The organism is Burkholderia cepacia GG4 (assembly GCF_000292915.1).
Classification (GTDB): domain Bacteria; phylum Pseudomonadota; class Gammaproteobacteria; order Burkholderiales; family Burkholderiaceae; genus Burkholderia; species Burkholderia cepacia_D.
The window spans coordinates 1082683-1104688 of sequence record NC_018514.1; the positions used below are offsets into that span (position 1 = coordinate 1082683).

Genomic DNA, 22006 nt, shown 5'->3' on the forward strand with positions numbered 1-22006 from the left:
CGATGCGACCGGTGAAGCCGATTCATCTGCTCACCGCTTCGGCGAAGGTGCGCCGGATCGTCAAGATCACGGCGCTCCCTGATCGCCGATGCGAGGGTGACTTGTCGTGCGAGGTCCGAAGCGGAGGGCCGTTTTTCTCCGGAAGCAGCCGCTACGTTTTCTCCAAAGCGAAAGTCAGGTTCGGGTCGGCTACTGCCAAGTGCATTGGGCTCCAGACGGCCAGGAAGAGACAATCACTCGACTGGCGGCACGGACCATCCAGCGTCGCTTGCTATCTGAAAGGAGTCAAACCAACACAGCAAGAAGTCGTGGTGCAGCCTGACGAAGAAGCACTGCGAGGTCCTTGCCTAAGCAAGGATTTTATTGTTTTAAAAAAGAAAGCAAAACAATATGATAGCTATTGATAACACCTGACGACTGCATTATGATGAACTCATCCTATCGACGGAGAACAGAGATGGTCGCAGTGACGGTTCAAATACCTGAGTTGTTGATGCGTGATGGGCTCGACAAAGCCCTGACCGACAAGAAGACGTTCGAGGAATATATCGTGCGTCTAATTGAACGTGATCTGGAAACCGAAGAGGATTCCGAGCAGCGCGACATCAAGATCAACGCCTATGTTGAGAAAATGGCGCAGCGCACTTTCACTGGGTGGGGAATGGCGCAAGACGAATTCCAAGTCCAGGACATCTTTTGCGAAGCTGGGCTGGGCAAGTGGGAAAGCGTCGAAGCCAATGATCGGAAGATGATCGGCAAGCGCTACCGTAAGGCAGTCGAAAACGTTATCCACACGTGCGGTCAGAACGCACAAGAGTGGAAAATCATCTTCGCTGGCAAGACGCCACAGAATCAAGCAATCTACCAGCGCGTCTATCCCGATGGGACGCGCCCCAAGAAACTGTCTATGGGCGAAGTGCTCGCCGCTATCGGAAATAGTGGGCAGCCGAATACGCTTCCTGTTGGGCCGGATACTATTCCGGTGTCAGACGGTATCGGTATCGTCAAGGACGAGCATCGGTCGTAATTCGAAAGCAGCCGTCACCGGCCAGGCCAACTAGATGACTCAGCCGGGTCGAGATGCGCCGGTCGTGCGTCACCGAGCGGCGGCCGGCCGCGTTCGGCCATGAAGCGCCAGTCAGTTGCCGCTTAGCTGGGACATTCGCGCGTCCGTTTCGCTCCGGGAGGCAGCCAGTCCAGTTCACGATAGTGTCTGTGCGGTAAGCAGCAAATCGGCGTCTTTATTCTCCATATCTAACCTCGTTAAGCTGCAAAACTTAAGCTAACTTGATATACGGTGCGCGGGACCGATCCGACGGGAGGAGATTGCTATGAAGTGGGACCTGCTATGCCTCATTGGTCTTGTTGTCTTTCGTTCCAGTTTTGCCGCGTGTCAGAGCGGCACTTCTCCAGAACGCTTCTGCCCGCCCCCGTTATCCATTGCAAGCCCTGAACAGCGCGCATCATTCTTTTCCTTCGAACACCCGGACAAGGCGGCTCCCCAAATCGGCCTAGCGCTATCTGGTGGAGGAACGAGGGCGGGATATTTCGCTCACGGGGTGCTACAGGGACTTAACGATGCGCACCTGCTTGAACACATTGAAATCGTCTCTTCGGTTTCAGGCGGCGGTTACGCGGCTTATTGGTATTTCACGCACCGCTTTGCAGCCGCTTCTGAGGGCCGTGACTATCGTGCCATATTCGCTGACTGTTTTCCGGCTTGGCTGGCAAACGGAGGTCCGGGACAGGTTCCCTTACAAGCAATTGCGACATCGCAAGCTCACGCTGCGGACAGACGGCTTCGGAATATTTGTGGGGCGGACAACTCCGTTCACTATCTGCCGGGTGATCCTTACAGATGGCAAGCCTATCTCGCAAGATTTCCAAACCTTTTTGTCGAGCGGCCTTCTACGATTACAGGAGACCCGCAGCGAAAAAGCCTCGAAGATACCCTAACATTACGCCGCACGTTGAAGTTACTCGGGCGGGCAACCCGATTTTGGGGCGGCGACCACGAGACGATTGGGGCTTGGTACGAGGAAGGAGTCGAACGAGTGTGGGGGGCGAATCCTATGCCGCGGCCTGCATTGAATCTTGATTCTCGCGGAGTCGAAATTGAATACGATTGGAAGAGGGCTCCGGGAGATCGGTTGACGTCAATCGCGCAGTTGCAGGAATACACACAGGAGGGTGACTCAGTTCCGCTGTGGATTCTTAACGCAAAAACCGGAAAGGCCACGCTGGACCCAACACCGCAAACGATCTTCGAGATGACGCCGTTCTCGTACGGTAGCGACGTGACTGGCTTTACCCGTGGACAAATGCCAGTAGATATCTTGACAGCAGTTCGCCTTTCTGCGGCATTCATGGACGCGCAGGGGGCGACAGTCGGATCAGACAACGAACGTTTGCTACATCTCGCAAATCTCGTAGTGCCTGGCGCTGCAACATGGGGAAAGGATATCAACCTACCGCAGTTGTCGGAAAAGCCCATCCACTTGAGCGATGGCGGCAGTGAAGACAACCTTGGTCTATATAGCCTGGTCCGTCGCGGGGTACCTAATATCATTGTTGTCGATGGTGAACAGGATCCAGCCGGAGAACTGACATCGCTGTGTCGAGTGAGAGAAGCACTGGCTAAAGAAGGCCAAACGCTTTCCGTTTACAATCTACGAAAGCTGGCCGACGTTTGTAATCCGGCTCGGAGCGGCATCAAGAGGGGCTATAACACATCTGAGTGGTTCAATCCGGTGATGCGTGGGGAAATTCGACGTGATGCCGCGCCCGCCAATGAAAGGCCGATTCAAATCTGGTATATCAAGCTTGCTTGGGACCAACTAAAGTACAAAGCCGCACTGAATAGTCAGAAATGCGAAGAGTCGATTAACGATGCCTCTTGCTTCCTCACCATGTTTTACGGGGAAAACTCGAGCGTTGTAAACAAGGACGACGGTTATATGCTCTTTCCACAAATCGACACGGTCGGGATGACGCTGCGGGCAAGTAGCTATTTCTTCTGGGCATACCGCGAACTCGGGCGTGAAGCAAGCCGTCGCTTCGCTTGGGATTCGAACGCTCGTCAGTTGGTCTCGCAGGTTCAGGAGTGCGTGCAGATACCGTACAAGATCGCCGCACGAGGGCGCCGTGCGTTTTCCATCGGCAAAGCCGCCGATACTTGGTCGCCATGTAAGCCGGCTCCTGGCGGCGAAACAATCGCACACCAGTAGATCGGCGCAGCGCAACTGGATACATTGGGCTGATCGAGCGAATGGCCGCTTGCGTTTTGAGGCGGCCATTACTGCGGCGCCGACCCAGATGACCGCTTAGGGTCGATAGCGGTCATGCTGCGTCATGTGAGCAGTGGTTCATCCCATCGAACCATGACGTGCGTTTCGGTCGCCTGCGTAGCGAACCGTGTCACCGCATCGCCAAGACGACTCGCATTTTCGATATCGAGCACCTCTTCCCCGCATGCCGGACAGAAGTCGCCCGTTATGCGCGGGATGATGGTGGATTCGCGCTGAAAAGTGTACGGAATATCGCGTGTGTCTCGAATCAGTTCGGCACGGCCGCAGGCAGGGCATTTCATATTCGTGGATTCCTGAACGATTCAATCGGGCGCGTCACCCGATGACCCGCGCCGGCGTCGACGCTTCCGCCAACTGAAACAAACAATCCCCACGCTGCACCTGCGCCGGCACGCGCTTGCACACCACCTCACCGTCGCCCTTGAATCGATGCAGCACCGGTTCGCGCAGCGGCGTATCGGGGAAGTGCACCCACGCGGCCGGCTGCCCGGCCTTCACCTGGTCGCCGAGCTCGACGAGCGGCTCATACAGCCCGCGTTCGTACGCATAGACGAAATGACGATCGCCGTCGACGCGCAGGAAACGCGTGACGGTCGGCGGCGCGTCGGGCACGAGCGCGCCGTGCAGCAGGCCGATATGGCCGAGGTAGTGCAGCAGCCCGTGGCGGCCGAGCCGGATCAGCGAAGGATCGGCCATGCCGGCGCCGCCGAGTTCGGTCACGATCGAGATCGCGCCTTGCCGGCGCGCGGCCGATGCCGAATGCACCGGGTTCGGCGCGTGCAGCAGCGCGTTCGGCAATCCGAATGCAACGAGCAGCCCGTTGAGCTTCGCGGCCTCGTCGTCGTCGAGCGGGTCGATCGCAAGCATGTTGCCGCCCTGGTACAGCAGCGAGCTGCCGCCGGAATGCAAGTCGACCAGGTACTGCGCGCGCGACAGCAGCGCATGCTCGATGTAGTGGGCGATCATCGGCGTCGGCGTGCCAGTCGGGTCGCCGGGAAAGCTGCGGTTCAGGTTGCCTTCGTCAAGCGGCGACACGCGCAAGCCGGCATCGGCCGCGGGGAAATTCGCCATCGGCAGCAGGATCAGTTGCCCGCTGACCATCTCCGGGTCGATCTCGCGCATCAGTTGCGACACGATGATCTGGCCTTCGTATTCGTCGCCGTGGTTGCCGGCCATCACGAGCGCGACCGGGCCGTCGCCGTTGCGGATCGACGCGATCGGGATCGGCAGCCAGCCGTAGGCGGAGCGATGCACGGAATGCGGCAGGCGCAGGTAGCCCGCATGCTTGCCGGGCGCATCGAGATCGATTTCGCAGTGGATGGGATTTCGGTGTGAGGAGGCAGCGGTCATAGGTGGCATCGTTCGATGAACGGAATCTGCCATCTTATCGGGAAACGACCGCCGCGCGGTGCGCGGGGGGGCGGGCGATGCCGCGCGCCGTCAACCGCCTGTACGCGAACGCGTGGCAATCCCGATGCGAGCAGCCACGCGCGATGTTGCAGCGCTGAAACGCATGCCGGCGCGCGAGCCGTGTTCCTGCGTACGCCGTGGTTCGCGTCAGCCCCTTGCCGCAGCAGGGCCGACGCGTGCCATCGCTTCAACGGCCCGACGTTTCAGCCTCGATACGGCCTTCTTCCCACAGTGCCCAGAAACGGCTGCCGGCGCGATACGGATTGGCGCGCCGCGCCGCGTGATCGGCGACGCCCTGGCGAAACGCGCCGTACAGCGTCAGCGGCGGGTGATCGACGCACGCGGCTTCGCGCGCGGCGGGTGGGCGGCGCACGGACACGATTCGCCGGATCAGCGATGCGCCGTCGATCACGTCCAGTTGATCGATCGTGTCGGTACGGCTGAGGACTTCGACGGTATTCATGTGAGGCCTCCGTGACAACCTGTTTCAGAGTCAAGGAGCAATAAAGGTGCCAGTCCTGAAATGCCGCGTGCCGCGTCGATCTTGCGGGCTTCTGCGGCGAATGTGCTGTGCGGCGCGGGCCGATGTTACGGAACACGTCACGTGACATGGGCGGATGCGGCGACACGCGCGCCCGCATCGAACCACGCAAAGGGTTTCGGAAATGAATCGCGGGAGGGGGCGTGAAGCGCGGCGGCCGGCGTTGAAATACGCGCGGCCTCAGCTCGCGGTGACTGGTGCGACGGGGCGGCTTCCGGCCGAATAGAAGCGGTAGATCCCCTTGCCAGCCGACTTCGCGTCGTACAGCGCGCTGTCGGCCTGCCGGATCAGTTCGTCGGGCGAGCCGTGCCCGTCGTCGAGCGCGATGCCGATGCTGATCCCGAAGCTGACGGTCGCGCCGATCGACAGCGTGTACGGTGCCGAGATCTGCCGGATGATCCGCGCGGCGAGGCCCGAGCACGCTTGCACCGTCGTGTCGTCGACTGCGACGACGAACTCGTCGCCGCCGACGCGCGCCGCGAGCTTGCCGTGCGGCAGCGTCTTGCCGAGCCGCTCGGCGACCTGCGTGAGCACTTCATCGCCGGCCTGGTGGCCGAACCGGTCGTTGATCGACTTGAAGCCGTCGAGGTCGAGATACATGACGGCGAGCGCGGGGCTCGGCATGCGCGGCCGATGCGCGAGCATCCGCTTGAGCTCGGCATGCAGCTCGTGGCGGTTCGGCAAACCCGTCAGCGCGTCGTGTCGCGCGAGATACCGGATGTGCTGCTCGGTCCGGCGGCGCGTCGTGACGTCCTCGACGATGATCACCGCGTTGCCGTCCGGCACGCGGTGGCGCGTCAGTTCGAGCTCGCGGCCGTCGTCGAGCGTGATGTCGAAGGGCGTGGATTCGTCGCCGTTCAGCCAGCCGGCGCACTGCGCGGCCAGGCCGGCATTGTGCGGATCGGCCATCGCGTTCGCACTGAGCGCCGCGATGACATCGGGCAGCGGCGTGTCCAGCATGATCTCGCGCAGCGAGCCGAACAGCTGCGCGGTGCGCCGGTTCGCGACGATCACGCGGCCGTCGCCGTCGATCATGCACAGGCCGTGCGGCATGTAGGTCAGGGCCGCGTCGAAGCGCGCGACGAGTTCGGCGTTGCGCTGGCGCGCGGCGATCAGCGCGACCAGCACGCGGTAGTGGCGTTCGACGACCGTGCGCATCGCCGCGAGATAGATCGCGAGCGGCGGCACGAGCAACCATCCGCCCGGCCGGTTGACCAGCAGCGCGCCGATGCCGATTGGCAGCACGCCGAGCGTGACCTGCGTCATCGCGAGCCGCGGCAGCGCCGAATTGCGCGACGCGATGCCGCCGAACACGCCGCCCGCAACCATCACCGACAGCGTGCCGAGCTCGATGTCGGTCGCCTGCACGCAGCCCATCACGCCGAGACCGAGCACGAAGCACGCGGCGAGCGACACGGGCGCATAGCGCAGCGCCCAGTACTCGACGCGATCGTCGCCGGCGTCGCGCTGCACCGCATACGCACGCGCGATCGCGAGCCGCGCGGCCAGCAGGCCGACGTCGACGACGAGCCAGGCGAGACACCACAGTTGTTGCAGCCGGATCAACGCGATCGCCGCGACGAATGCGCTCGCGACGCCGGACAGCGCCATCGGGCGCACGTCCTCGAACAGTGTGACGAGCATCGACGGGCGCAGCGCGGCCGTCACGCGGTGATTGCCGCAGGGGGGAGTGGCGAGAACGGAATTCAGGAGGCGTGCCTTGACTGCCATGGCTTTTTGACCTCGACACGATGTCGACTCATCGCTGGCGGCCCCGCACGGCACGTGGCGGGATGACCGGCGAGCCGGATGCGCATGACCTTACCATGAAACATGGGCCGCGCGTGCCACCCTAGGGGCGACGCGTAGTCGTAAACCACGGCGGCGTGCGCCTTGCGGATTCGCGGACGCGGGGGCAGGATCGTTGCCAGCGGGACGATCTCGGACCGCCGGCCGGAGACCGGTTTCCGCTGCGCGCCGCACGTTGCCGGTCGACGTGCTCGCGACCGGCCGACGCCGATCGATGCGGCCAAGGCGATCGATCCGACGCCACGCAACCACGCACGCAGCCGCCCGCGACCGGGCGCCGCAGCCCGTCTGAATCACGTTATAAGAAATTCAATAAGTATTTCATGCGAGAAATACTATAGGCGATATATCTAAAACAATGCCAGAATGCGCGCCGCTCCGAACGCCGCGACACCCGATCGCCGTCCGAGCCGCATCAGGAGGTTCCCCCACATGAAAAACCACGGCCTGTCACGGCGGGGTTTTCTGAAAGCCAGCGTGCTGGCGGGCGTCGCGGTCTACGTCGCGCCCATCGGCAGCCGCGCATTCGCGGCGCTCTTCGAAGAAAAACTCCTCACCCCCGTCAAATGGGATAGCGTCACCGGCATCCCCCAATTCCGCATCGACGGCATCGCGAAGGTCACGGGCTCGAAAGTATTCGCCCGCGACGTGCGCGCGGCTGACATGCCGCACTGGCCGCAGCAGCAGTCGCACGCGCTGATCCTGCGCGCCACGCAGGCCGACCGCACCTACGAAGGCTTCGACCTGTCGCTGCTCGGCGACGAGCTGAAACCGGACCGCGTGGTCACGGCCGACGATCTCGCGCGCGACGGCGTCGCGTTCCCGACGTTCTACGGCGACGACATGCTGTTGCCGGCCGGCAAGACGCCCGCGTATCTCGGCCATGCGGTCGCGATCCTGATCTACCACGACTTCGCGCGCTTCCGCTTCGCGAAGAACGCGCTCAAGTTCCGCGACGACGTGATCCGCTACGGCGCGGTCACGGGCCCGCTCGAGCGCGATCCGTGGGGCACGTTCCGCTACGTGCGGGTGGGCGGCAAGACGGCCTACGACGACGATGTCTATTCGAGCCTGAAGGACGCGCCGATCTTCCCGAGCATGATGCGCAAGCACCTGCCGGTATGGCCGGACGGCAAGGAGCACGGCAAGCTCGACGAGCAGGGGATGTTCCTGGCCGGCCAGATCGCCGCCGAACTCGATCGTCCATCGGCCGACTGGCTCGTGTTCGACCGCGAGTACAACACGCAGTCGGTCGACACGGCCGCGCTCGAACCCGACAACGCGAACTGCTGGTACGACGCCGCGACGCAGTCGCTGCACCTCGTCGTGCCGACCCAGTCGCCGCTCGAAGTGGCGGAGAACGCGGCGGCGATGGTCGCGAAATGCCGCTTCCCGGTGAAGAAGCTGTTCGTGCATCCGTGCTACACGGTCGGCTACGGCTCGAAGGATCACTGCAACGTGCCGTTCTACGGCCTCGTCTGCGCGCTGTACGCGGACGGCCGCCCGGTGCGGTTCGCGAACGACCGCTACGAGCAGTTCCAGACGTCGCTGAAGCGGCACGCGTTCAAGATGCATTACCGGATCGCGGTCGATCGCAACACGGGCCTCCTGCAGTCGTTCAAGGGCGACTTCGAGGCGAACGGCGGCGGGCGCTCGAACTTCTCGCCGTCGGTGGCGATGGTCGGCGCGACGGCCGCGCAATCGATCTACTACTTCCCGAAGAGCGACCTCGCGGCAGTCGCGATCGCATCGCGCGCGATCGACGCTGGCTCGGCGCGCGGCTACGGCACGCTGCAGAGCATGGCCGCGACCGAGATGGCGGTCGACGAAATCGCCGCGCAGCTGAACCTCGACCCGATCGATTTCCGGCTGCGCAACGCATTGCGCTCGGGGATGAAGAACACGCAGGGCGCGATTCCGGCCGGCGCGCTGCGCGTCGACGAAGTGCTGGAACGCGCGAAGCAGCACCCGCTGTGGACGCGCCGGGCCGCGCGCAAGGCTGAATTCGAGGCCGCGAACCCGGGCAAGCGCTACGGTGTCGGCTTCGCGTGCGTGCAGAAGGATTTCGGCACGGGCGCGGAGGCATCGTTCGCGAAGGTCGAGTTCGACGAGCACGGCAAGGTGTCGCTGCAGCACACGGCGGCCGAGATCGGCACCGGGATGTCGACGTCGCAGGCCGTCGCGGTCGCAAAATGGCTCGGCCGCGCGGCGACCGAGGTGCGCGTCGCCGTGACCGAATGGCCCGACCTGCCGGTCGAGACGAGCGGCGATCCGTACCTGATGTCGCAGGCCGACCAGGATCGGCTGAGCGCAAATCCGCGCTGGTCACCGGGCTATGCGTCGCCGTCGAGCGCGACCAACTCCGCGTACTACTTCACGCACAGCACGCGCGAAGCCGCGCGCGCCGTGTTCCGCTACGGGCTGTGGCCGGCCGCGATGTCGATCTGGACGCGCGGCCTCGGCGGCGGCCAGGCCGCGCCGTACACGATTCGCTTCGAGGACGCGCGCTGGGTCGACGGCAAGCTGACTGCCGACGGCCTCGAGCCGCTGACGTTCGAGCAGCTCGCGAAGCAGGCGCATGCGCTCGGCCTGCCGACCGGCGCCGTCGTGCACGTGTTCAACCGCTGGCAATGGACCGACGCCGAGTTCGAAGTGGGCGGGGCGGTCGAACGCTTGCCGATCGACGGGCTGTCGCTGCGGGTCGGCGCGCCGAAGACGGGCGACGCCGACGGCCCGGTGCCGGGCACCGTCGCGCCGGCCGGTGCGACCGCGCTGCGCGGCACGCTGGCGCCGACCGCGAACGGCTATCGCGTGCTGGACCGCAAGCGCGTGTTCATCCCGCCGACGAGCCGCAACAACGCGGCTGTCACGTATTACACGGCGGTCGGCACGCTCGTCGAGCTGGCCGTGCACGAAGCGACCGGCAAGGTCGAGCTGCTGACGCACCACTCGATCATGGAGTGCGGCAACCAGATCTCGCCGCAGCTCGTATCGGGCCAGCTGCAGGGCGGCCTCGCGATGGGCATCGGCCATGCGCTGCACGAGTACCTGCCGCTGTACGAAGACGGCCCCGGCAACGGCACGTGGAACTTCAACCGCTACCAGCTGCCGCGCGCGACCGACGTTGCCGTGTGGTCGCAGACGGGCGACATCCTGCCGCCGCTGTCCGAGACCGACCCGCCGAAGGGCGTCGCCGAAGTGGTGATGATCCCCGTCGTCGGCGCGATCGTGAACGGCATCGCGCACGCGATCGGCCATCGTTTCACCGATTTGCCGGTGACCCCGCAAAAGATTCAGGAGGTGCTCGCATGACGACCGCCCAAACCGCCGCGTCGGCCGCGAGCGCCGTCGCGGCTGCGCCGAACGCGGCTTCGGCCGCAGCGGCATCTGCACCCGCTGCCCCCGCGGCACCCGCTGCCGCGCCGGCAGCCGTCGAGCGTCCGCTCGTCCGGTTCCAGCAGAAACCGCTGTCGGTCAACATCAACGGCAAGTCCGTCGGCCCGATGCAGGTGCCCGAGGGGCTGATGATGATCGAGTTCCTGCACGAGTACGCCGGCCTCACCGGTTCGCGGCTCGGCTGCGGGCAGGGTATCTGCCACGCATGCGTCGTGATCGTCGACAAGCCGGACGGCACGAGCGAGGAAATGCGGACCTGCATCACCGGCGCGCATTTCTTCCACGGCCGCTCGATCCGTACGATCGAAGGGCACGCGAAGCGCAACGACGCGGGCGAGGTGGTCGAGCTGTCGCCGGTCCAGCAGAAGTTCCTCGAGCACTTCAGCTTCCAGTGCGGCTATTGCACGCCGGGTTTCGTCAACGCGGCGACCGTGCTGATCGAGCGCCTGAAGCGCGAGCCGATCGCGAAGGCCGACGTCGAGCGCACGATCACCGACGCGCTGAACGCGCACATCTGCCGCTGCACGGGTTATGTCCGCTACTACGAAGCCGTCAAGGACGTGATTTTGACGACGCCGGGACTCGTGAAGGACGCCGCATGAAACGCACATTCGCCCATCGTGTCGTGCGGGCCGCTGGCTTGCCCGCGCTCGCGGCCGCCGGTGCGCTGCTGCTCGCCGCCTGCGGCGGCCATGACGCGCCGGCCTCGAGCGCCGCATCCGGCGCGCCCGGTGCCGACCAGGTCGCGCGCGGCCGCTATCTCGTCAAGGCCGCCGACTGCGCGGCGTGCCACACCGCCAGGGATGGCGCGCCGTTCGCCGGCGGCGCACCGCTCGAATCGCCGTTCGGCACGTTCTACGGCTCGAACATCACGCCCGACAAGGATCACGGGATCGGCAGCTGGAGCGCCGACGACTTCTATGCCGCGCTGCACGACGGCAAGGCGCCGGGCAAGCGGCTGTATCCGTCGATGCCGTACACGTCGTACCGGCAGCTCACGCGCGCTGACGCCGACGCGATGTACGCGTACCTGATGACGGTGAAGCCGGTCGCACAGGAAAACCGCGCGCACGCGCTGAAGTTCCCGTACAACCTGCGCTTCGGCATGGTCTTCTGGGACATGGTGTTCCTGAAGGACAGCCTGCCCGACGCGTCGAGCGGCCAGTCCGCGGACTGGCAGCGCGGCCGCTATCTTGCGGGCGCGCTTGGCCACTGCGCGGAATGCCACACGCCGCGCGCGTTCACGGGCCAGCTGGACAGCGCGAAGCCGTTCGCGGGTGCCGCGCTCGGCCGCGTGGCTGCGCCGGACATCACGCCGGCCGGCCTGGCCGCGCGCGGCTGGACCGGCGCCGACCTGCAGACGTTCTTCGGCGTCGGCATCGCGCCGCAAGGCTCGGCATTCGGTGAAATGTATCCGGTCGTGCACCTGAGCACGCAGTACCTGGCGAAGGACGACCTGCGCGCGCTGGCGGTGTACCTGCTCGGCGATACGCCGCCCGCGCCGCAGCCGGTGAAGCCGGTGTCGGCCGACGCCGCGCAACTCGCGGCCGGCCGCTCGGTGTATCTAGCGGTGTGTGCGGGCTGTCACGGCTTCAACGGCGAGGGCAAGCCGCACGTGGCGGTGCCGATGAACGGTAATTCGACGCTACGCCAGGGCGACCCGCGCAACCTGATGGTCGCGATGCTCGACGGCATCGACGAGCAGAAGTTCGCGGGCTTCGAAAACCTGCAGCCGATGCCGGGTTTCGCGCATACGCTGAGCGACGACGAGCTCGCACAGCTCGCGAACTACCTGCGCGCGACGTGGGGCGGCCAGCCCGCGAGCGTCACGCCGGCTGACGTGAAGGCGATGCGTTAAGTCGGATGGCAGGGCGGGGCGTCGCGCGCGATGCGGCCGGTTTCCGGCCGCGCGTGCGTGCGATGCCTCGCCCGCCCTTTGGTTGCGGCGCGTCAGTAGCCGCCGCCACCACCGCCACCACTACCCCCTCCGCTGCCGCCCGCGCCGCCGTAGCGGCTCATGCCGGACCCTGGCGACACGCCACTGCCCGACGACGTACATCCTGCCGACATCACCAGCATCAGCGCCGCGATCAGCGCCGCGGCCAATCTTGCCGATTTCATTTCATTCCCCTTTCGGTGCGCAGGTCGCGGGACAAGCCGGTTCGTACGAACCGGACGACCACGCGATGACGAAACGTTTCGGGGCAGTGGTTTATTCCAGGTTTTTGCATGTCGGCGCGCGCGAGGGTGCCGGATCGGCTGCATGGCGCGGCGGCTTGGTACACTCCGGCACGCCGCCGTTCCGGTTCCGATAAAACAGCCATGCGTGCCATTGCCGAGCGCCCGCCGCGCAAACCGTCGCGTCCGTCCCGTCCCGTCGTGCTCGGCTGCCTGTCGTTTGCCGTCGGCGGACCGCTGGTCGCGGCGCTCGTGTGGCCGCTCGTCATGCTGGTCGCGTGGTCGTTGATCGGCGGCCCGTCGCTGGACGTGCTGAAAGTCAGCGCCGAGATGGTGCCGATGATCTTGTTCGCGTCGTTCCTGTTCGGCTATTTCCTGCCGGCGACGGCCGCGGGCGGCATCATGGGCGCGATCGGCACGCGTCTCCGGCGGCGCTGGTTCGTGTTGCTGGGGATGGTGGTGGGCGGCGGGGCGATGACCGGATACGTGCTGCTTTGCGCGTATCTGATGAGCGCCGACAAGGTCGGCGACATCAACGCGATCGCCACGCTCGATTCGATCGTGACGTCCGCGGTGATGTCTCACTGGCTGCATCGGCGGCTCGAACGGCGGCGCCGAACCTCGAGCGAATGCGCATGAAGCCCCGGCTGCCTGTGCTTGACCGGGACTTCACCTGAAGTCGCCGGACGCGGCACGGAGCGGACGCCGCCGCAGCGCGGCGTTCGATCAACGATAGACGAGATCGGCGCGACGGTTCTGCGCCCACGAATCTTCGTCGTGGCCGGTCGCGACCGGCTTTTCCTTGCCGAGGCTGACAGCCTCGAGTTGCGAGGCCTGCACGCCCAGCGTTTCAAGCGCGCTCATCACGGCTTGCGAGCGGCGTTGGCCGAGCGCGAGGTTGTATTCGGACGTCCCGCGTTCGTCGGTGTTGCCCTGGATCAGCACGCGGCGCGACGGATGACTGCGCAGGTAGTCGGCGTGCGCCTGCAGCAGCGTCTGGTATTCCGGCTTCACGGAGTACTGGTCGAAATCGAAGTAGACGCTGCGCTTCGCGAGCGGGCTGTTCGGATTGTTGAGATCGTCGGCCGTCACCGTGGCGACCGTCTCGCTCGAGGGCGTCGGTGCCATGCCGGCATTCTCGGGCGTTTTCGCCGCGTGGTGGCAACCCGCCAGCAGCGCGAAGGCTGCCATGACCGCAAACCGCGTCGTCTTGCTCATCGTGCATCTCCTGCAGTTGACTGCATGAAAAGCGTGGTGCGCGCGAACTGCCACGTCACCTGTCCGGCGCGATGGCACGAAAGTGCCGGCTTCCGTGCACGCTGCGACGCGCTTTCGTCAGCCGGCGATGTGTCATATGAAAGACTGTTTCGACCGGAACGCCGAATCACGGCGCCGCTGTAACTAGGTTAGGAAAAATGTCACAGCGTGACCAGTTTCTCCGTCGATTTCACGCGGGAACGGGCCAGGACGCATTCTTGCTTGCGCGAGCGCCGCAGGATGCGCGTCGATGCACGCTTCCGGTGCGGGCGCGTTGTGCGCCGCGGAAGCGTCAGAATTTGTGCCGCAAGCCCAGCGCGACGACGACCTGGTTGCTGTTGGCCGACGGCGTCAGCGTCCAGACGGTTGCGTTGAACGCGGGATTGCCGTTGCCGCCGCTCACGCTTTGATAGACGCCTTCGAGATACGCGTCCGTGCGTTTCGAGAACGCATAGTCGGCCTGCGCGACGACGTGGTTCCATTTCGGGCGCGTCTGGCCGGTGCGCGTATCGAAGCGGCCCATCGTGTACGTGTACGCGGCGGACAGGCTGAACGCCCGTGTGACGAAGTAGCGGCCGTCGACGGTGAAGTTGTCGAACACCAGCGATTCGCCCTTCAACGGCGTGATGCCGCTGCCCTGGAGCACGCCGGTCACGCCGTCGGTGGCCGAGTGCGACCACGCGGCGCCGACCGAGTGCGGGCCGAACGCATAGCGGCCGGCCACGGCCCAGATCTGCTGGTTGCCGCCCGTGATCGTCGCCGAGCCGTCGACCGTGCTCAGCGCGCCGTCCGGGTTCGGCGCATTGCGGTCGCGGCTGATCTTCAGGTAGCCGGCGCCGAGCTTCAGCGGCCCGTTCTCATAGCCGAGCCCCGCGCTCCACACGGCGTTGTTGGAGAATGCGCCGGCCGTGTTGGAGAACGCGTACAACGCGCCGAACGTCAGTCCGCGGACCGTCGGGCTCGTGTACTTCACCGCGTGGTTGATGCGCAGGTTGCGGTTCGAGTCGTCGTTGTCGTACGGGTGCACCGCGAGGTTGCCGCCCCAGCCGGGCCCCGACGCGCCGAGCGGGGTCACGAAATCGAGGATCAGGTCGTACTGGCGGCCGAACGTGAGCGTGCCGGCCGTGCGCGAGCTCACGCCGATCCACGCCTGACGGCCGAACATGTCGACGCCTTTCTGCGACAGCTTGCCGGTCGTGCCCGAGAAGCCGTTTTCGAGCGCGAAGACCGCCGCCGTGCCGCCGCCGAGATCCTCGCGACCGCGCAGCCCCCACCGCGACGCGTTCAATGCGCCGCTCGTCAGCGCGACGCTGCCGCTGCCCGGCGAACCGGCGCCTTGCGTGCGCTGGCTGGTGGCGTAGGTGATCGAGGTATCGATCAGGCCGTAGAGGGTGACGCTGCTCTGCGCGTGCGCGGCGCACGGGATGAAGGCGGCCGCGCAGGCGGCAATCACGGTCCCCGGGAGCGCGCCGGTCCGGCGGCCACGGCGGATGGCACGCGGCACGCCGGCAGGCCGGCTGATTTGATAGGAATGCATAGGATTTTTTATCGTTGGTCTCCGGCCCGATCGCCGGTGGGTCGCGCCGGCGCGCGGGCCGACGGATCGAACGGCCATTATTGGAGATCGTGCGACCGTCGATTAAGGCGCTGCACAGGAAAGGTCCTCTGCGAAATCGGCTGGAATCGCAGGGTTTCGATGCAGGGGCGTTTCGATCGAAGCGGCGCGGCATGAAGCCGCCATCGCGAACGTGTACCTCGAACGCTTGGCCGCCGCATCGGTCCAGGCGCATCGCGAATGCGTGCTCGGCGAAGCAGTGTGTACCGAGGGCAAGAACCCGATGTCTGCGTGTCCGGCACGCAGGGCGGCGGCAAGCTGGCGCTCGATTTCTGGCCCGCGAATCGAGATCGATGCTCGATCGCGTTCGTTCGAAACAAGTTGACAACCGCAATGGCAATCGGTGATGCTTCAAGGCATGAACCGCCAAGCACTCGCCATCGCGCTGATTATTCGCACCATTCTTCGAATGGTGGGTTAGCGCGCATCCGGTTCATGACGCAATGACGATAACCCGCCCCTGAGGCGGGTTTTTCATTTCCGCAGCAGGGCGATCAATCCCGCTCTCGGAAGGAAATGACCGTGTCCTCATATCGAAGTCCAGTCGATGCTTACCCCCACTCGGGCGTGCAAGGCTTTACGCAGATCGACTACGTCAAAAAGATTCTCACCGCTCGCGTGTACGACGTCGTGCGCGAAACCGCACTCGAGCCCGCACGCAATCTGTCGGCCCGGCTGGGGAACCCGGTCTATCTGAAGCGCGAGGACAACCAGCCGGTGTTCTCGTTCAAGCTGCGCGGCGCATACAACAAGATGGCGCACATTCCGGCCGACGCGCTCGCGCGCGGCGTGATCACCGCGTCGGCCGGCAACCACGCGCAGGGCGTCGCGTTTTCGGCCGCGCGCATGGGCGTGAAGGCCGTGATCGTGGTGCCCGTCACGACGCCACAAGTGAAGGTCGACGCGGTGCGCGCGCACGGCGGCCCGAGCGTCGAGGTGATCCAGGCGGGCGAGTCGTACAGCGACGCGTACCAGCACGCGGTCAGGCTGCAGGCCGAGCGCGATCTCACCTTCGTCCACCCGTTCGACGATCCGTACGTGATCGCCGGCCAGGGCACGGTCGCGATGGAGATCCTGCGCCAGCACCAGGGCCCGATCCACGCGATCTTCGTGCCGATCGGCGGCGGCAGCCTGGCGTCGGGCATCGCAACCTACGTCAAGGCGGTGCGTCCGGAGATCAAGGTGATCGGCGTGCAGACCGAGGATTCGTGCGCGATGGCACAGTCGCTCGCGGCCGGCCGGCGCATCGAGCTGACCGAGGTCGGCCTGTTCTCGGACGGTACCGCGGTGAAGCTGGTCGGCGAGGAAACCTTCAGGCTGTGCGCTGAATACCTGGACGGCGTCGTGACGGTCGACACGGACGCACTGTGCGCGGCGATCAAGGACGTGTTCCAGGATACCCGCAGCGTGCTCGAACCGGCCGGCGCGCTCGCGGTCGCGGGCGCGAAGCGTTATGCCGAGCGCGAAGGCATCGAGAACCAGACGCTCGTCGCGGTCACGTCGGGCGCGAACATGAACTTCGACCGGATGCGCTTCGTCGCGGAGCGGGCCGAAGTTGGCGAGGCGCGCGAAGCCGTGTTCGCGGTCACGATTCCGGAGGAACGCGGCAGCTTCAAGCGCTTCTGCGCGCTGGTCGCCGATCGCAACGTGACCGAGTTCAACTACCGGATCGCCGATGCGCAGTTCGCGCACCTCTTCGTCGGCGTGCAGATCAAGCGGCGCGATGAGTCTGCCGAGATCGCCGCGAACTTCGAGTCGAACGGCTTCAGGACCGTCGACCTGACCCACGACGAGCTGTCGAAGGAGCATATCCGCTACATGGTCGGCGGCCGTTCGCCGCTCGCGCACGACGAACGCCTGTTCCGCTTCGAATTCCCGGAACGGCCGGGCGCGCTGATGAAGTTCCTGTCGTCGATGGCGCCGGACTGGAACATCAGCCTGTTCCACTACCGCAACCAGGGCGCGGACTACAGCTCGATCCTCGTCGGCATCCAGGTGCCGCCGGCCGATCACGGGGAATTCGACCGATTCCTCTCGACGCTTGGCTATCCGTCTGTTGAGGAAGGCAACAACGTGGCCTATCGCTTGTTCCTGCAGGACGAGAAGAATAAGCCGTCCGGTCCGTTGCCGCAGCCTTCGAGTTCGAGCTCCGCGACGCCGACGCCGAACGCATCGTCGAACGCACCGCTCTCACCGTCGCCCGGTGCGACGACACCGCCGGCGCAGCCGAACGCGTCCGCGACGCCGTCCGCATCGTCGACACCTGGTGCGCAGCCGGCGCAACCGTCGCAACCTCAGACGAGTTCGCCGAGCGCGACGCCGCTGACGGTAAATGTGGCACCCGGAGATGCGTTGTGGACGATCGCCGAACGTCACGAAGGATCGCTGCTTGCCGCGGCGCATGTACCGCCCGACGAACAGCAGCGGATGTCGGACGGTCAGCGCATCAACGTCGCGCTCAACGAGATCCTGCAGCTCAACGGGAACCTGGCGGGCAATCCGGGTGCGATCGATGTCGGGCAGCAGGTCATCGTCGGGTGACGGACGTCGGGCAGGTCGGGATGTGTCGGCAAGTGGCGACGGGCGGCCGGGGCGTCAACGCAGTATTGCCTCGGCGCTGACATCGTCGGAAAGCGGCAGCACGGTCAGGCCGTCGCGCAGCGCATACGCGATCACTTCGGCAACGTTGTGCAACGACAGCTTCGACATCAGGTTCTGTCGATGCTTGCGCACCGTCAGCACGCTGAGATTCAGCTTGATGGCGATGTCCTTGCTGGAATGTCCGTTGGCGATCAGCACGAGGATCTCCTTCTCTCGCGCCGTGACCGGTGGCACGGTACTGCCGCCGGTGTTCGCGAGGACATGGGCGAGCGAATCGCTGACATAGCGGATACCCGACAGCACCAGCGAAACGGCACGCAGCAGCTCGTCGCCATCTTCGTGCTTGAGCATGTATCCGTCGACGCCGATGGCCACGGCCGCCCGGACCGTGGCCGGGTTCTGATTGCCCGTGACGACGAGGATCCTGGTCTGCGGCGATTGCGCCTTGATGCGCTTCGCCAGGTCGAGACCGGGGAAGCCGGGTAGATCGAGATCGAGCAACAGCAAGTCGGCCTGCGTCTCGCGCACCAGCGGCTCGACCATCCGGCCGTCGCCGGTTTCCCCCACCACGGTCCAGTTTGCCCGCGTCTTCAGCAGCAGCTTCAGCCCGTCGCGAATAATGGCGTGGTCTTCGGCAAGCACGATCTTTTTCATTTTTCTTTCGCCTTCTCCCGGGGCACCCGGAAGTGCAATCCTTTGCGACAATACGATGCAACCCCGTTGCGACGTGTCACGCGGCGGGCGAGATCGACGCCCGACCAGTCCAACGCCGGATCCGCTACGCAATTCTGAAATGGCAAAAAGGATAGCGCAAGAACATCGTGCCCACGTGCAGCTGGAGCTGGTGAATACGCTGTACCGGCAGTCGCCGCCGATCCTGTTCGGCAACATCGCCGTGGTCAGCCTGACCACCTTTCTGTTGTGGAACGAGGTGTCGCGGCACGCACTGCTCGGGTGGGCCGCGGCGATCTGCGTGCTGACCGCCATCCGCACGGTCATGGTCTGGCGCGATCGCCGCGCGGGCGAACACCCTGCCGGGACGGCCAGGCGCCGCGCGCGCAAATACCTGGTGTTCGCGGGCTTGTCCGGCTGCCTGTGGGGGGCCATGGGCGTGCTGTTCTTTTCACCGGACAACACGATCGTGACGGCCCTGATCTGTATCGTGCTGGCCGGCATGACCGGCGGCTCGGTGGCGTCGCTGTCGTCGTGGTGGCCGACCTACGTGGCCTACGCATTGCCGACCGTGCTGCCGTTCGCGATCCGGTCGTTCATGTATGGCAGCGCGCTGTTTTCGGTGCTCGGATTCCTGTCGCTGTTCCTGCTCGCGGTCAATCTCGCCTTCAGCCGGACGCTGCAGCGTACCGTTCGCGACGCCGTGTCGCTACGCTTCGAGAACGTCGACCTGATCCGGCAACTGACCGAGGAAAAGGAACGCGCGGAACTCGCCAATCGCAGCAAATCGCAATTCCTGGCCGCCGCCAGCCATGACCTGCGCCAGCCGACGCATGCGCTGGGCCTGTACATCGCGACGCTGCGCGCGATGGCACGGGCACCGACCGTCGACGGAACCGCGCTCGCCGATATTGCCGAACGGCTGCGGACCGCGTTGAAGGGCATGTCGCAATTGCTGAACGTGTTGCTGGACATTTCCCGGCTGGATGCGGGTGTGATCGATGTCGAACCGCGCCGCTTTCCGCTGCAGCAGGAACTCGATGCGCTCGACAATCAGTTTCGGCAGGCCGCGCAGGCCAAAGGATTGACGCTCAGGATCCGGCCGACCTCGATCTGGCTGGAAACCGACGCGGTGTTGCTGCACACGATCCTGTCGAACGTGTTGTCGAACGCGGTGCGCTATACGCCGCGCGGCGGCATCCTGCTGGCCTGCCGGCGGCGCGGCACCGACGTCGACATCCAGGTCTTCGATACCGGCATCGGCATCGAAGCCGATCAACTGCCGAATATCTTTCGGGAGTTTTACCAGATCGGCAATGCGGCGCGTGACCGGGAGCAGGGGCTGGGCCTCGGGCTCGCGATCGTGCAGCGCACCGCCGTGCTGATCAATGCCGGCGTCCAGGTGCGTTCGACGGCGGGCCGCGGCTCGCTGTTCTCGGTGCGGCTGGCGATGGCCGACCATGCACGGTCGCGCGAGGCCGGCGCGCATCAGCCGGGCAGTGGCCAGGACGCCGGGCGCGAGCGCAGCGGTAGAACCATTCTCGTCGTCGACGACGATCGCGACGTGCTGGCCGGCATGCAAACGCTGCTTCAAACCTGGGGCCACACGGTAATCGCCGCGCAATCGCTGGAGCGCGCGATCGAGCTTGCCACCCCCCATCGCGCCGAACTGGACATGGTCGTGACCGATTTCAGGCTGGCCGGGCACGTTACCGGTGCGGATGTCGTCCACACGGTGTTCCGGTCCATCGAGCGCGAGATACCGGCCATCATCATTACCGGCGATACGTCGCCGGAGGGCATCCATGCCGCTTCGTCGAGCGGCTTCCGCGTCATGCACAAGCCGCTCGACCCGCACGAAATGCAGGCCCTGATCGACGCGTCGGCCTGACCGCATCGTGCCCGCGTGCGCCGACACCCGAGCGTGACGCGTTCGTGACAGCGGCCGGCAAGGCAACTACTGCATATGCGGTATTTCCCAAACGAATCGGGTGCAGTACCTTCGCACCTGCTGGCAATCGTAAAAAAACAGTGGCGCGGGGTGTAGAAGAAGGCCTGGATAACCGGGGAGACCAACCCACGGTTCGGGCCGCACGTTCGATCGAGTCGGTACGGCACAGGCACGACCTGCGCCGCGCAAGCACCGATCGGTCCGCGTGCGGCCGATCTTTTTCGGGGCGTAGTCCTTTCTGATTGCATCGCGACAGGGTGCCGTGCCTGCACCTTGAATCGCGTTCACCTTGCGCATGAGCCGACCGGCAAATCGCGGTCGAACCTTGAACGGCAATGGCGTCGCCGTCATTGCCCGCCGGCCTGGAGCGCAACGGTCATGCAAAATCTGCCCAATATCATGATGGCCGCGTTCCCGGCCTTCGCGGTGCTGATCGTGGTGGAAGTCGTGCTCGCGGCGGTGCTTGGCAGGTCGCTGTACCGGACCCGCGATACGCTGGCGAACATCGCGCTCGCAATCGGCGCATTCGTCGCCAGTGTCCTGACCGGCGGCCTGGTGCTGGCGGTGCTGAGCTGGGTGTACGAGCACCGGATCTTCACGATCCCAACGAACGTCTGGTGGGCGTGGGTGCTGTGCTTCTTCGCGGACGATTTCAGCTATTACTGGTTTCACCGCCTGAGTCACGAGGTGCGCTGGTTCTGGGCCTCGCATTCGGTTCATCATTCGTCGGAACAATACAACCTGTCGGTATCGCTGCGCCAGACATGGACGGGCACGATCACCGGCTCGTTCCTGTTCTGGGCGTGGATGCCGTGGGTCGGGTTCCATCCGAAGATGATCCTGTTCATGCAGTCGGTGAGCCTGATCTACCAGTTCTGGATTCATACCGAGGCGATCGGCAAGATGCCGCGCTGGTTCGAGGCGCTGCTGAATACGCCGTCGCAGCATCGCGTCCATCACGGCAGCGATTTCGAGTATCTGGATACCAACTACGCCGGCACCACGATGCTCTGGGATCGGCTGTTCCGGTCTTACACGCCCGAGCGATTCACGCCGCACTACGGCCTGACGTCGAGCATCGGCACCGACAATCCGTTCAGGATCGCGTTTTACGAGTGGGGCAACATCGCGCGCGATCTCGCGAAGGCGGGGAGCGTGCCCACCGCGATCAATTACCTGATCCGGCCGCCCGGCTGGAGCCCGGACGGCAGTTCCCTGACCACGCGCGACGCGCGACGGGCAGAACAGCAGGTTTCCTGAGACGACGA

The 22006-nt window shown here is 65.0% G+C and carries 18 protein-coding genes and 1 pseudogene; 11 read left to right on the forward strand and 8 right to left on the reverse strand.

The window, feature by feature from the left end:
* Window positions 1-2: 2 nt before the first annotated feature.
* The 3 genes from GEM_RS31460 (at window position 3) to GEM_RS30345 (ending at window position 3227) form a co-directional block, all read left to right on the forward strand.
* Entirely contained in the window at window positions 3-404 is a 402-nt protein-coding gene (locus GEM_RS31460) for a hypothetical protein (RefSeq protein ID WP_148283877.1), read from the forward strand.
* Between the two features lie 53 nt (window positions 405-457).
* A complete protein-coding gene (locus tag GEM_RS20690) occupies window positions 458-1027 on the forward strand; it encodes a hypothetical protein (RefSeq protein ID WP_014899333.1) in 570 nt (189 codons plus the stop codon).
* A 304-nt stretch (window positions 1028-1331) separates the two neighbouring features.
* A complete protein-coding gene (locus GEM_RS30345; RefSeq protein WP_014899334.1) occupies window positions 1332-3227 on the forward strand; it encodes a patatin-like phospholipase family protein in 1896 nt (631 codons plus the stop codon).
* A 122-nt stretch (window positions 3228-3349) separates the two neighbouring features.
* Here the strand turns inward: GEM_RS30345 and GEM_RS30350 are convergent, their stop codons facing one another.
* From GEM_RS30350 to GEM_RS20705, 4 genes are all read right to left on the reverse strand, one after another.
* On the reverse strand, window positions 3350-3589 hold the full coding sequence (locus GEM_RS30350) for a type II toxin-antitoxin system MqsA family antitoxin (protein ID WP_014899335.1): 240 nt from the start codon (window positions 3587-3589) through the stop codon (window positions 3350-3352).
* A gap of 34 nt (window positions 3590-3623) precedes the next feature.
* On the reverse strand, window positions 3624-4658 hold the full coding sequence (locus GEM_RS20695) for a succinylglutamate desuccinylase/aspartoacylase domain-containing protein (protein WP_014899336.1): 1035 nt from the start codon (window positions 4656-4658) through the stop codon (window positions 3624-3626).
* A gap of 247 nt (window positions 4659-4905) precedes the next feature.
* A complete protein-coding gene (locus tag GEM_RS20700) occupies window positions 4906-5181 on the reverse strand; it encodes a hypothetical protein (RefSeq protein ID WP_014899337.1) in 276 nt (91 codons plus the stop codon).
* Window positions 5182-5439: 258 nt separating this feature from the next.
* The gene (locus tag GEM_RS20705) at window positions 5440-6990 is read right to left on the reverse strand and encodes a sensor domain-containing diguanylate cyclase (RefSeq protein ID WP_014899338.1); all 1551 of its coding nucleotides are present in this window, start codon (window positions 6988-6990) and stop codon (window positions 5440-5442) included.
* A 510-nt stretch (window positions 6991-7500) separates the two neighbouring features.
* Here GEM_RS20705 and GEM_RS20710 point away from each other — a divergent pair.
* The 3 genes from GEM_RS20710 to GEM_RS20720 are packed head-to-tail and all read left to right on the forward strand — an operon-like array spanning window position 7501 to window position 12322.
* Window positions 7501-10380, forward strand: a complete 2880-nt coding sequence (locus tag GEM_RS20710; RefSeq protein ID WP_014899339.1) for a xanthine dehydrogenase family protein molybdopterin-binding subunit — start codon at window positions 7501-7503, stop codon at window positions 10378-10380.
* On the forward strand, window positions 10377-11066 hold the full coding sequence (locus tag GEM_RS20715; RefSeq protein WP_014899340.1) for a (2Fe-2S)-binding protein: 690 nt from the start codon (window positions 10377-10379) through the stop codon (window positions 11064-11066). The genes GEM_RS20710 and GEM_RS20715 overlap by 4 nt, the downstream gene beginning before the upstream one ends.
* Window positions 11063-12322, forward strand: coding sequence for a cytochrome c (locus tag GEM_RS20720; RefSeq protein WP_014899341.1), 1260 nt, complete (start codon window positions 11063-11065; stop codon window positions 12320-12322). The genes GEM_RS20715 and GEM_RS20720 overlap by 4 nt, the downstream gene beginning before the upstream one ends.
* Window positions 12323-12414: 92 nt before the next feature.
* On the opposite strand, the gene GEM_RS31920 is transcribed toward GEM_RS20720, so the two are convergent.
* On the reverse strand, window positions 12415-12585 hold the full coding sequence (locus GEM_RS31920) for a hypothetical protein (RefSeq protein WP_014899342.1): 171 nt from the start codon (window positions 12583-12585) through the stop codon (window positions 12415-12417).
* A gap of 108 nt (window positions 12586-12693) precedes the next feature.
* Between GEM_RS31920 and GEM_RS20725 the strand changes: the two genes are divergently transcribed.
* Complete coding sequence (locus GEM_RS20725) at window positions 12694-13281, forward strand: hypothetical protein (RefSeq protein WP_272148445.1); 588 nt, start codon at window positions 12694-12696, stop codon at window positions 13279-13281.
* 87 nt (window positions 13282-13368) lie between these two features.
* On the opposite strand, the gene pal is transcribed toward GEM_RS20725, so the two are convergent.
* Both pal and GEM_RS20735 read right to left on the reverse strand, forming a co-directional pair.
* Complete coding sequence (gene pal / locus GEM_RS20730) at window positions 13369-13860, reverse strand: peptidoglycan-associated lipoprotein Pal (RefSeq protein ID WP_014899344.1); 492 nt, start codon at window positions 13858-13860, stop codon at window positions 13369-13371.
* 331 nt (window positions 13861-14191) lie between these two features.
* Window positions 14192-15436, reverse strand: coding sequence for a porin (locus GEM_RS20735; RefSeq protein WP_014899345.1), 1245 nt, complete (start codon window positions 15434-15436; stop codon window positions 14192-14194).
* A 594-nt stretch (window positions 15437-16030) separates the two neighbouring features.
* On the opposite strand from GEM_RS20735, the pseudogene ilvA reads away from it, so the two are divergent.
* A pseudogene (gene ilvA, locus GEM_RS20740) lies at window positions 16031-17608 on the forward strand (threonine ammonia-lyase, biosynthetic); the annotation flags it as partial.
* Window positions 17588-18055 (forward strand): LWXIA domain-containing protein, encoded by a 468-nt coding sequence (locus GEM_RS32315; RefSeq protein ID WP_272148453.1) that lies wholly within the window; start codon window positions 17588-17590, stop codon window positions 18053-18055. The pseudogene ilvA and the gene GEM_RS32315, both read left to right, overlap by 21 nt.
* A gap of 54 nt (window positions 18056-18109) precedes the next feature.
* Here GEM_RS32315 and GEM_RS20745 read toward each other — a convergent pair whose 3' ends face one another.
* On the reverse strand, window positions 18110-18769 hold the full coding sequence (locus GEM_RS20745; RefSeq protein WP_014899347.1) for a response regulator: 660 nt from the start codon (window positions 18767-18769) through the stop codon (window positions 18110-18112).
* Window positions 18770-18824: 55 nt separating this feature from the next.
* On the opposite strand from GEM_RS20745, the gene GEM_RS20750 reads away from it, so the two are divergent.
* Window positions 18825-20678, forward strand: a complete 1854-nt coding sequence (locus GEM_RS20750; protein ID WP_272148446.1) for a hybrid sensor histidine kinase/response regulator — start codon at window positions 18825-18827, stop codon at window positions 20676-20678.
* A 438-nt stretch (window positions 20679-21116) separates the two neighbouring features.
* Entirely contained in the window at window positions 21117-21998 is an 882-nt protein-coding gene (locus GEM_RS20755) for a sterol desaturase family protein (protein ID WP_014899349.1), read from the forward strand.
* Window positions 21999-22006: the final 8 nt, after the last annotated feature.

What these genes read in the sequence shown, in the direction of transcription:
- GEM_RS30345 (WP_014899334.1), top strand. Translation starts at nt 1,332, where the DNA reads ATGAAGTGGGACCTGCTATGCCTCATTGGTCTTGTTGTCTTTCGTTCC.
- GEM_RS20700 (WP_014899337.1), bottom strand. Translation starts at nt 5,181, where the DNA reads ATGAATACCGTCGAAGTCCTCAGCCGTACCGACACGATCGATCAACTG.
- GEM_RS20690 (WP_014899333.1), top strand. Translation starts at nt 458, where the DNA reads ATGGTCGCAGTGACGGTTCAAATACCTGAGTTGTTGATGCGTGATGGG.
- GEM_RS31460 (WP_148283877.1), top strand. Translation starts at nt 3, where the DNA reads ATGCGACCGGTGAAGCCGATTCATCTGCTCACCGCTTCGGCGAAGGTG.
- GEM_RS20710 (WP_014899339.1), top strand. Translation starts at nt 7,501, where the DNA reads ATGAAAAACCACGGCCTGTCACGGCGGGGTTTTCTGAAAGCCAGCGTG.
- GEM_RS31920 (WP_014899342.1), bottom strand. Translation starts at nt 12,585, where the DNA reads ATGAAATCGGCAAGATTGGCCGCGGCGCTGATCGCGGCGCTGATGCTG.
- GEM_RS20695 (WP_014899336.1), bottom strand. Translation starts at nt 4,658, where the DNA reads ATGACCGCTGCCTCCTCACACCGAAATCCCATCCACTGCGAAATCGAT.
- GEM_RS20705 (WP_014899338.1), bottom strand. Translation starts at nt 6,990, where the DNA reads ATGGCAGTCAAGGCACGCCTCCTGAATTCCGTTCTCGCCACTCCCCCC.
- GEM_RS20755 (WP_014899349.1), top strand. Translation starts at nt 21,117, where the DNA reads ATGCAAAATCTGCCCAATATCATGATGGCCGCGTTCCCGGCCTTCGCG.
- GEM_RS20750 (WP_272148446.1), top strand. Translation starts at nt 18,825, where the DNA reads ATGCAACCCCGTTGCGACGTGTCACGCGGCGGGCGAGATCGACGCCCG.
- GEM_RS20745 (WP_014899347.1), bottom strand. Translation starts at nt 18,769, where the DNA reads ATGAAAAAGATCGTGCTTGCCGAAGACCACGCCATTATTCGCGACGGG.
- GEM_RS20720 (WP_014899341.1), top strand. Translation starts at nt 11,063, where the DNA reads ATGAAACGCACATTCGCCCATCGTGTCGTGCGGGCCGCTGGCTTGCCC.
- GEM_RS30350 (WP_014899335.1), bottom strand. Translation starts at nt 3,589, where the DNA reads ATGAAATGCCCTGCCTGCGGCCGTGCCGAACTGATTCGAGACACACGC.
- GEM_RS20735 (WP_014899345.1), bottom strand. Translation starts at nt 15,436, where the DNA reads ATGCATTCCTATCAAATCAGCCGGCCTGCCGGCGTGCCGCGTGCCATC.
- GEM_RS20725 (WP_272148445.1), top strand. Translation starts at nt 12,694, where the DNA reads ATGTCGGCGCGCGCGAGGGTGCCGGATCGGCTGCATGGCGCGGCGGCT.
- pal (WP_014899344.1), bottom strand. Translation starts at nt 13,860, where the DNA reads ATGAGCAAGACGACGCGGTTTGCGGTCATGGCAGCCTTCGCGCTGCTG.
- GEM_RS20715 (WP_014899340.1), top strand. Translation starts at nt 10,377, where the DNA reads ATGACGACCGCCCAAACCGCCGCGTCGGCCGCGAGCGCCGTCGCGGCT.